This window comes from Bacteroides sp. 3_1_23 (assembly GCF_000162555.1).
Taxonomy (GTDB): domain Bacteria; phylum Bacteroidota; class Bacteroidia; order Bacteroidales; family Bacteroidaceae; genus Bacteroides; species Bacteroides ovatus.
The window spans coordinates 39,182-48,859 of the sequence record NZ_GG774955.1 but is presented as its reverse complement, the minus strand read 5'-3'; the positions used below and the strand labels follow the sequence as shown (position 1 = coordinate 48,859).

The following is a 9,678-nucleotide window of genomic DNA, read 5'->3' as shown; positions in this document are numbered from 1 at the left end:
GATAACATCCAGCTTGCGAAAAAGGTATCAACAAAAGAGGAAGGAAGTCAAGGAGCATAATGAGAGCATTGAAAACAGAAGTAAAATACAGAGAGTTTCACAGAATCAGATACGCAAATACATTCTAAAGGGAGAATCGGATAATCCTAAACTAGCGGAACTGTATAAGTCCTCACCGCAGATTAAAGAACTTTTAAGCGTGTGTCAGAATTTCAGAGATATGATTAATGGGAACACTTATGATAAGGATATTAGAAAGTGGATTGAAAAAGCGAAGGCAACACGGAATATGGCACTGACGAACTTTGCATATGGTATTGAAAAAGACTGGGAGGCAGTACAGGCAGCTATTGATATCCCCTTCAGTAACGGATTACTGGAGGGGACAGTGAATAAAATTAAAGCGGTAAAAAGACAGATGTACAATAGGGCAGGAATTAAACTACTGAGAGCGAAGATTATTTATTCACAATAGAAGAAGTACCACCAAATTTGACGAAGAACCTTCAACTTTATAGTAGACAAAAAACTCTCATTCATTTCTGTACCGGCATGAACAAGATTCACCTCTGTGTCCTCCGCGTCCTCTGTGGTGAACAAATGCATAACCGCAAAACAACTACTTAGTATGCTGCTTCACATACTCCGATGGCAGACAACCGACATACTTCTTGAAACTGGTAGAGAAGTAAGAAGAAGATCCGAAGCCTACCATTCCGCTAATCTCCGAAATGGAGTAGCGCCCTTCAAGCAACAATTTACACGCTTTATTAAAACGGATGCGCCGGATAAAGTTGGCAGGCGGTTCACCGGATATGGAATTCATCTTGAGATACAGTGACGAACGGCTCATACAAAGCTGGCTGGCCAACTCATCAGAGGTGAAGTCTTCATTACTGATATTTTCTTCTACCACCTGAATAGCTTTGCTCATGAATTCCTCATCCAGATTATTCGAAGTCATTTTAGCAGTATCTATATCAATCGTATTCGAATAATAGTGTTTCAACCGCTGGCGTGCTTTCAGTTGATTAGCAATTTTTCCTTTCAATAAATGAATCGAGAACGGTTTGGCAATGTAATCATCCGCTCCAGCCTGAATGCCTTCCGTCTGTGCATCGACACTTCCTTTGGCAGACAACAGCAGGACGGGAATATGGCAGGTTTGCAGATTTCGTTTAATAAGCTGGCAAAGTTTGATACCGTCAATACCCGGCATCATCACGTCGGAAAGAACAATATCCACACGGTGCTCTTTCATAATAGCCAATGCTTCTTCGCCGTTTCCGGCGGTAAGCGTCACATAGTTCTGCCGGAAATTATCTTTCAGGTAATCCACCATCTCTTTATTGTCATCTACCAACAAGATAGTAGGCCGTTCTTCCTCGCTGCCAACTTCTATCTGATCGTCGTCCGATTTCTCTTCTGAAACCACAGCCGACGCATCACCAGAGAAATATTCATCAGCCACCGGAAGATCCCGGAGAGAAGCAGATGTTTCGACTTCATGTGCCGGCAATTCACGTTCTTTCTCCGTGAAGGCAGCCATATCAGCAGGTAGTGTGACTTTAAATTCCGTATATTGAGCAGGTTCGCTTGCTACCGTAATAGTGCCGTGATGCTTTTCTACCAGCATCTTCACCAATGACAATCCGATACCCGTCCCCTTTCGCTGACCGTCTACCTGATAGAAACGTTCGAAAATGCGGGTTAGCTGTTCCGGAGACATACCGATTCCGCTATCTCTTACCGTGAAACCATAGGTATCTCCCTCTGTCCATAAGGAAAGCGAAATACTTCCGCCGTCCGGTGTAAACTTAAAGGCGTTAGACAGCAGGTTCATCAAGATGGTCTCTACATACGTCCGGTCCGCAGGAAACAATCGTCCTTCCAGATCAGATTTTATATGAAAGCTGATAGCACGTTTCTGCGCATTTTCTTTAAACAGGGCAAAAGCATCTTGCAACAGTTCTTCCACATTTACCTGCGCAACATGAATAGGCATTGCACCTGCTTCAGCTTTACGGAAATCCAGCAACTGGTTGACAATGTGCAACAACTTACGACCGTTCTTATAAACGTAATCTAGTTTCTGTTGTACCGGAGTACCTTTCAGATTGCTCTGCCCCAAGAGTTCCTCCAACGGAGCCAGTATCAGACTCAACGGAGTACGCAACTCATGAGACATATTCATGTAAAAACGTACTTTCTCCTGACTGATTTCTTCTATCTTGTTTCGTTCTATCTGTTCGATCCGGACTTGCATCTTCATTTTGGCACGGGCAATAAAGAAATAGATCACAAAGACGAGAAGCCCTAAAGAAAAGAAGATGAAAAGTGTCTTTGCCCACCAAGTCTGATACCACATCGGAATGATATGCACAAAAAATTCAGTGGTCGCCTCGCTCCACTTTCCATTGTTGTTACATGCCTTCACCTTAAACACATACTCACCGGGCGGAAGATTAGAATAACTCGCCCGTGCAAAGGAAACATGACGGGAGTAGTTCCACTCTGTTTCAAAGCCTTCCAATTTGTAAACGAACTGATTCCGCTTACCAGCTAAATAGTTGATAACGGCAAACCGGATATTAAAAAGTTTCTGATCGGAAGGGAACGACATACCCAGCATCCGCCCTTGCTCGTCCTGATAATAACGCACCCGTTCACTTTTCATATCCGTAATCACCTGATTTAAGACAACGGCTCCTGTTACCACCGCATCCGGGGAATATGGATTATCACCCAATTCGTATGGCTTGAAATAGGCAACGCCCCCAAGAGACCCCAGGAAGAATGTACCATCGTGCGCTTTGCAAGCTCCGAAATAGTTAAACTGATCGTGAGGCAATCCGTCCTGCTTTGAATAGTTGAGGAAAGTACCCTCCTCCGTATTGAAGCAAGCCAGTCCCTTGTTAGTTGTCAACCATAAACGCCCCCGTTCATCTTCCAGTATATTATAAATAAAGTCGTTTGGCAAACCGTCTTTCATCGTATAGTGTTTCCAGGCAGTCGGTGCTCCTTCCTTATAGCAATATAATCCTGTGGAAGAACCAATCCAGATTTCATGACGGCTATCCTCCTGTACAAAGAAAGCCTGTATCAACCCATGCAGATAAGCCGAAGAGGAAAGATGCAGTTCTTCCAGTTTCCCGCCGGCATACAAAAACAGGCTCTCTTCCGTACCGATCCAGATTCTTCCTTTGGAATCACGGAACAACGTATATATCAATACATTCTCCAACTTTTTATGCTTTTTAGCCAACGGATGCTGCGAAAGTTCGCCGGTCTGTTTGTCGAAAAGGTAAAGTCCGCTCATGCCGCCTACCCAAAGCGTTCCATCCGTTCCGTCCAATAAGGAGTAACAACTGTTAGTCAGGGAAGTAGAATGGGGAAAGGAATATGTTTCTATCCTGCCACTCCGGTGATGCAGACGACTCATTCCCCCTCCATGAGTGCCGATATAGACACTTCCATCCTTGTCCGTCCATATACATTTTATATTGTCCGACTTTAAAGCGTTGGCGGAAGTACCCGTCCGGTAATATGAAAAGACTCCGGTTTTCCGGTTATAATAATTTAATCCGCCGTCGTTCGTGCCGATCCAGAGATTGCCATTATCCGGGTCTTCGGCAATACAGCTCACCGTGTTATCACTTAACGAATTCCGCCAGGCGGAATGTTGCAAGCGTCCGAATGCCGGAGCAAGGGGATGATAATAATTAAGCCCGCCATAAAATGTACCGATCCACATTCCCCCTTGATTGTCTTTCAAGATAGAGCGGATGGAATTATGCCCCAAGGTAGTCGGATCTTCAGGAGAAAAACGGCAGATACGGAAAGTTCCCGTCTCCGGTTCAAGGATAAGCAAACCTTCCATGGTTCCTATCCAAACCCTTCCTTTATCATCTCCGGACAATGTCCTGACCGAGTTCGTAAGGAAATAAGCAGGAGTATTTTGCTTGTTATAATGATGTTTTATTTGAAAGTTGTTATCTACACAATACACGCCGTTTGTCAATGAAGCCAGCCAACAGTTGCCGGTTTTGTCGTCATAGAGCATATCGGAGATGGTTTCTCCTTTCAATTGGAGAAGAAGCCGGGTCACGTTTTCGTTGCGTACATAATAGAAATAGACACCTTCCGAAGTTCCCAACAGGAAACCGTCATTCATCCGGCAAACTGAATAGATCGTTTTTCCGGCAAGTTCCGGCTGCACTTTCATCCGCCCGGTCTTTTTATCAAAAACCACCAGACCGATATTGGTAGCAAGCAAAAGCCGGTCGCCTTCCTCCGGTTCTCCGATAGCCAATACTTGCATCGGCTGATTGTCCGGTGAAGAATAATTGGTGAAATTATTCCCTACTATATTATAACGGGATAAACCGACCTGTGTACCTACCCATACCGTACCTTTCGAATCGGTATGAAGTGAATAGACATGATTGTTTGCCAGACTGGTCGTATCATCCGGCGCTTTATAATACGAAACGAAACGGGAACCTTCATACCAGTTCAGTCCGTCTATGGTGCCTACCCAAAGCTTATTATTATGATCTTGTGTCAGAGCAAGCACAGTATTTTGCGACAGCCCGTCATCCACGGATAATCGCTTAAAATGAATGAAGCTGTCGGCGGCCGATACAGCCAAAGGAAAAAATAAAATGCAAACGGTTAATCCGAATAGGTATCTAAATAGCAAATGTCGGTCTTTCATGAGCTAATATTGAAGAATTTATCGTAAAGATAAGTATTTTCAATTCAATCTGATAAATGAATCCCGTTTTTTAACTCATATAAAGGACCGGTATCGGCTCAAAACAGGGTAACCGCGCCAAAGTCCGACAGTTATGAATTCATATTTTAGATGCGGTTGCCCTGAACTTTAATTTTTTTTTACGGTTTCTCTTCAAGTTAGTAAGACGGATTTTCTGATTTTTCTTTCAGATCTTTATAACGTTTCAAGGCTTCCAGATAATAATAATCGGCATAATTGAGCGGAGTATCAATTTCACTGTCGTGCGGGAAACTACCAACCGAATGTAACAGGACGAAACCATGATTTTCTCCTTCTTGGGCCAAATAATCATCAGAGGATAACTGTTTCAGGATATGCTCCGCATAACGGAAATATTCTTCCCCTTGTTTCTTGTCGCCATAACCACTCAACTCCAGTAATGCAGAAGCTGTTACGGCAGCCGCAGAAGCATCCCGCGGTTCATTCGGAATATTAGGAGCATCATAATCCCAATAAGGTACATAGTCATTTTCGGACGGGCGGTGATCGATAATGAACCGCGCTATTTTATGAGCGGCATCCAGATAGTTCTGCTGCTTGGTGAAGCGATAACACATGGTATATCCATACACTCCCCAAGCCTGTCCACGCGCCCAAGCGGAAGAATCGGCATATCCCTGAAAGGTTCCTTTCGACTCTACTTCACCGCTATCCGCCAGATAACTTACCACATGATAGGAAGTCATGTCCTCCCGGAAGTGATTCTTCAACGTTTTGTTAGCATGAGAGATGGCTATTTCACGATATTTCGGATTATTGGTTTGTTCCGAAGCCCAGAACAACATTTCAAGGTTCATCATATTATCAATAATCACCGGATAACTCCAATCACCGAAATCCCACGAACGAATCAGTCCGACTTCCGGACGAAAACGGGAGCACAAGCTTTCTGAAGAATGAATCAGAATCAAACTGTCCGTTGGCTCCGGTTTCAAACGGATGCCCTGCCCATAACTGCAAAACATCATAAAACCCAAATCGTGATTACCCGTATAATATTGCATATCCTGCAGACGGTTCGTATATTTACGCGCCTCTTTTGCGAGAGCCTCATCACCGGTCAACTCGTATGCCAGCCACATGGAACCGGGATAGAAACCACTCGTCCAATCTGTGGGGTGCTCCAGTCTGTACTTTCCTTCTTTGATAGAACGGGGAAAACAGGCGGTATCCGGTTCATTCTTCAATTGTTCTGCCATATAGAGCAACTGATGTCCCGCTGTTTTCACTGCATGGTCGAACCATTCCATCTCATTTCCTTTTGAAGCATCGCAAGCAGTCAGGAGCGCCATACTCCCTACCGCCAGTAAAAGTTTGTTTTTCATTGTTCCACTTTATTTTGTTACTGTATTCTATTACTGGCAACAAAGTTAGAGCAAGTCGCGAACAGACCCTTTGCAAATCTATTTTTTCATTTTCGTTTCTATTTCTACGGACTTTGATTTTGTCCAAAAGTGCTTTGTTTTTATCTTTTATAGAAAAACAGGCACGGATTTTACCAAATAAGCTGTTGTCAGGCATAACCAAACAACTATGCAGCCTTTTGCAAAATCCGTGCCTCCACTAAAAAGTACACGCTCTTTTATCTCACAATATCTTCCGGAAACTTAGCCGGCATCTCCACCCTCTTCCAAGTTTCATAATACCAGGTGTTCAACTCATTTCCATTCAAATCATTCTTGATAAAATATTTCAGATGGAGATAATCATTGTCTTTAATCTCAAATTCCAAAATATTGTCCTGATTGTCCAGCATCGGGAGATGAATGTTCTTCTCGATACTTTCCTTATAAGAATCGTCCGTGAGTTGTTTATAAGTACCATATCCAGTAATAATCGCATCCGCACCGGGAATAATGGTAAAGTTTACGATTTGTCCGTCATCACTCAATACTTTAAATGTATTACTGGGTTTCAACGCTCCCGGAACATCGGGAGACTCGGATACATAATGGCAGAGCTGCCAAATACCTTTCAAATCGGCCGCTTTGAATTTGGTTTTCTTCTGGGCCGTCGCACCTGTTACCGCTAACAACATTATTGAAAGCATGGTAAAGAAATAGAGCTTTTTCATTGTTGTATTATTTTAGTTAACACTCTCGAATGCGTATTTCCAAATATAAAGATTTATTTTGAGAATACAGCAATTCAGAGCATAAAAAAACTCGCATAACCTGAAGATTATGCGAGTTTTACATAAATATACCGAAATATTAGAAATCAGCATTTCTTGGTGTACGCGGGAACGGTATCACGTCACGGATATTCGCCATACCTGTTACAAACAATAACAGACGTTCGAACCCTAATCCGAAGCCGGAGTGAGGACAAGTACCGAACTTACGGGTATCCAGATACCACCACATATCCTTCATCGGGATATGCATTTCTTCAATACGGGTCATCAGCTTGTTATAGTCGGCTTCACGTTCGGAACCACCGATAATTTCACCAATTTTCGGGAAAAGAACGTCCATGGCACGTACAGTCTTACCGTCTTCGTTCTGCTTCATATAGAAGGCTTTGATTTCCTTCGGATAGTCAGTCAGAATCACCGGACGTTTGAAGTGTTCTTCCACTAAGAAACGTTCGTGTTCGGAAGCCAGGTCCACGCCCCAGTAAACCGGGAATTCGAACTTATGTCCTTTCGCAACAGCTTCTTCAAGAATCTTGATACCGTCTGTATAAGGCAAACGTACGAAATCATCTTTCAATACACCTTGCAGACGTTCAATCAAGCCTTTGTCGAACATATCGTTCAGGAACTTCACATCATCCGCACAGTTATCCAACGCCCATTTCACACAATATTTGATGAACTCTTCTGCCAAGTCCATGTTGTCTGTAATGTCGTTGAAAGCCACTTCCGGCTCAATCATCCAGAACTCTGCCAAGTGGCGGGGAGTGTTGGAGTTTTCGGCACGGAACGTAGGACCGAATGTGTAGATAGCTCCCAAAGCAGTAGCTGCCAACTCACCTTCCAGCTGACCGGAAACAGTCAGACTTGCCTGCTTACCGAAGAAATCATCTTCATAAGAGATAGAACCTCTCTCGTCTTTCTTCAAGTCATACAGGTTCATCGTAGTCACCTGGAACATCTGTCCGGCACCTTCACAATCGGAAGCCGTAATGATCGGCGTATGGAAATAGAAGAAGCCCTTTTCATGGAAGAACTTGTGAATAGCAATCGCCATGTTGTGACGGATGCGGAACACTGCACCGAATGTATTGGTACGCGGACGCAAGTGAGCAATCTCGCGCAAGAATTCCATAGAGTGGCCTTTCTTCTGTAATGGATATGTATTATCACAAGTACCCAGCACTTCGATTTCACGAGCCTGTACTTCCACTTTCTGACCGGAACCTACTGATTCTACCATTTCTCCGTTCACGCTGATACAAGCGCCGGTAGTAATCAGTTTCAGCATCTCTTCATCGAAATTAGCCAAATCTACTACGATCTGCAAATTATTTATTGTAGAACCGTCATTCAGTGCGATAAAGTTTACTTGTTTGCTACCTCTACGGGTGCGAACCCATCCTTTCACATTGACCATAGCACCAATATCTGTGCGCTTCAACAGGTCAACAATTTTTGTTCTACCAATCTTTTCCATTTAACTTTTTCTTTTTAGATACAAGAAGACGAGGTTTCAAATGCAGGATGAATTCTTTCCTGCTTTCTTTCCCCGTCCTCTGTCAAGTTGTTATTTATTGACTTATTACTCAAACGAACCCATGCGGAGGTAGTTTACTTCTGCTTCCGACAGGTAACGCCAGTCTCCGCGACGCAGACCTTTTTTGGTCAGTCCGGCGAAGAACACACGGTCGAGTTTTACTACTTTATAACCCAGTGATTCGAAAATACGGCGAACGATACGGTTCTTACCGGAGTGAATTTCGATACCTACCTGGTCTTTCTTGAAATCATCTGTATAGCTGATCGCATCTGCATGAATTTCACCGTCTTCCAACTGAATACCAGCTGCAATCTGATCCATATCCGCTTTGGTCAGGTTCTTGTCCAGATGAACATGATAAATTTTCTTCTTCAGGAATTTCGGGTGTGTCAGCTTGGAAGCCAGATCACCGTCATTCGTCAGCAAGAGTACACCAGTCGTGTTACGGTCAAGACGTCCTACGGGATAGATACGTTCGTTGCAAGCACCTTTCACTAAATCCATTACTGTACGGCGTTCCTGTGGATCATCCGATGTAGTAACCGTATCTTTCGGCTTATTCAACAATACATATACCTTACGTTCGATGCTTACCGGTTCATCGTGGAACTTAACCACATCCGAACGCTTGATCTTTGTACCCAATTCCGTTACTACTTCACCGTTTACAGAAACCACACCTGCTGTGATAAACTCATCAGCCTCGCGACGTGAACAAACACCGGCATTAGCCAGGAACTTATTCAGACGGATCGGTTCATTCGGATCAACAAACTGTTCCTTGTACTCGATCTGTTTCTTTACGCTATACTTAGCATTCGGATCATAATCGCCGGTACGCGGACGAGGACGATAGCCTCCTTGTGAACGGTCATTGTTGTATCTCGGACGGTAACCTCCCCCACCGCCGTTATTGCTGCGATAGCCGCCACCTTCGCCGTTATTAAAACGGGGACGATACGGACGGTCACCACCTTCACGGTTGTAAGAAGGACGTTGAGGACGGTCGCCACCTTCGCCGTTATTAAAGCGGGGACGGTAAGGACGGTCGCCACCTTCACGGTTGTAAGAAGGACGTTGAGGACGATCACCACCTTCGCCGCTATTGAAACGGGGACGTTGAGGACGGTCATAAGAACCACCTTCACGGTTGTAGGAAGGACGTTGAGGACGATCATAAGAACCACCTTCGCGGTTGTA

General features: G+C 44.0%; 6 protein-coding genes. 1 reads left to right on the top strand and 5 read right to left on the bottom strand.

All coding sequences use genetic code 11. The features are described 5' to 3' along the window. On the top strand, nt 1–475 hold a 475-nt coding region (locus HMPREF9010_RS25620), incomplete at its 5' end, for a transposase (RefSeq protein WP_198139071.1). A gap of 144 nt (nt 476–619) precedes the next feature. Here HMPREF9010_RS25620 and HMPREF9010_RS06420 read toward each other — a convergent pair. From HMPREF9010_RS06420 to HMPREF9010_RS0124620, 5 genes are all read right to left on the bottom strand, one after another. Next, complete coding sequence (locus tag HMPREF9010_RS06420) at nt 620–4,717, bottom strand: hybrid sensor histidine kinase/response regulator transcription factor (protein ID WP_008650429.1); 4,098 nt, start codon at nt 4,715–4,717, stop codon at nt 620–622. A 197-nt stretch (nt 4,718–4,914) separates the two neighbouring features. Further along, nucleotides 4,915–6,123 carry a glycoside hydrolase family 88 protein gene (locus HMPREF9010_RS06425; RefSeq protein ID WP_008650427.1) on the bottom strand — a complete coding sequence of 403 codons (1,209 nt, stop codon included), beginning with the start codon at nt 6,121–6,123 and terminating at the stop codon, nt 4,915–4,917. A 257-nt stretch (nt 6,124–6,380) separates the two neighbouring features. Next, nucleotides 6,381–6,872, bottom strand: coding sequence for a DUF4488 domain-containing protein (locus HMPREF9010_RS06430; RefSeq protein WP_004305582.1), 492 nt, complete (start codon nt 6,870–6,872; stop codon nt 6,381–6,383). Nucleotides 6,873–7,011: 139 nt separating this feature from the next. Then, nucleotides 7,012–8,415 (bottom strand): asparagine--tRNA ligase, encoded by a 1,404-nt coding sequence (gene asnS / locus HMPREF9010_RS06435; RefSeq protein ID WP_004297192.1) that lies wholly within the window; start codon nt 8,413–8,415, stop codon nt 7,012–7,014. Nucleotides 8,416–8,520: 105 nt separating this feature from the next. Beyond that, nucleotides 8,521–9,678 (bottom strand): pseudouridine synthase (locus HMPREF9010_RS0124620; protein WP_032852869.1); only part of this gene is annotated, 1,158 nt, incomplete at its 5' end.

Bases quoted from the DNA above. Each gene is read 5' to 3' on its own strand.
- HMPREF9010_RS06430 (WP_004305582.1), bottom strand. From the start codon at position 6,872: ATGAAAAAGCTCTATTTCTTTACCATGCTTTCAATAATGTTGTTAGCG.
- asnS (WP_004297192.1), bottom strand. From the start codon at position 8,415: ATGGAAAAGATTGGTAGAACAAAAATTGTTGACCTGTTGAAGCGCACA.
- HMPREF9010_RS06425 (WP_008650427.1), bottom strand. From the start codon at position 6,123: ATGAAAAACAAACTTTTACTGGCGGTAGGGAGTATGGCGCTCCTGACT.
- HMPREF9010_RS06420 (WP_008650429.1), bottom strand. From the start codon at position 4,717: ATGAAAGACCGACATTTGCTATTTAGATACCTATTCGGATTAACCGTT.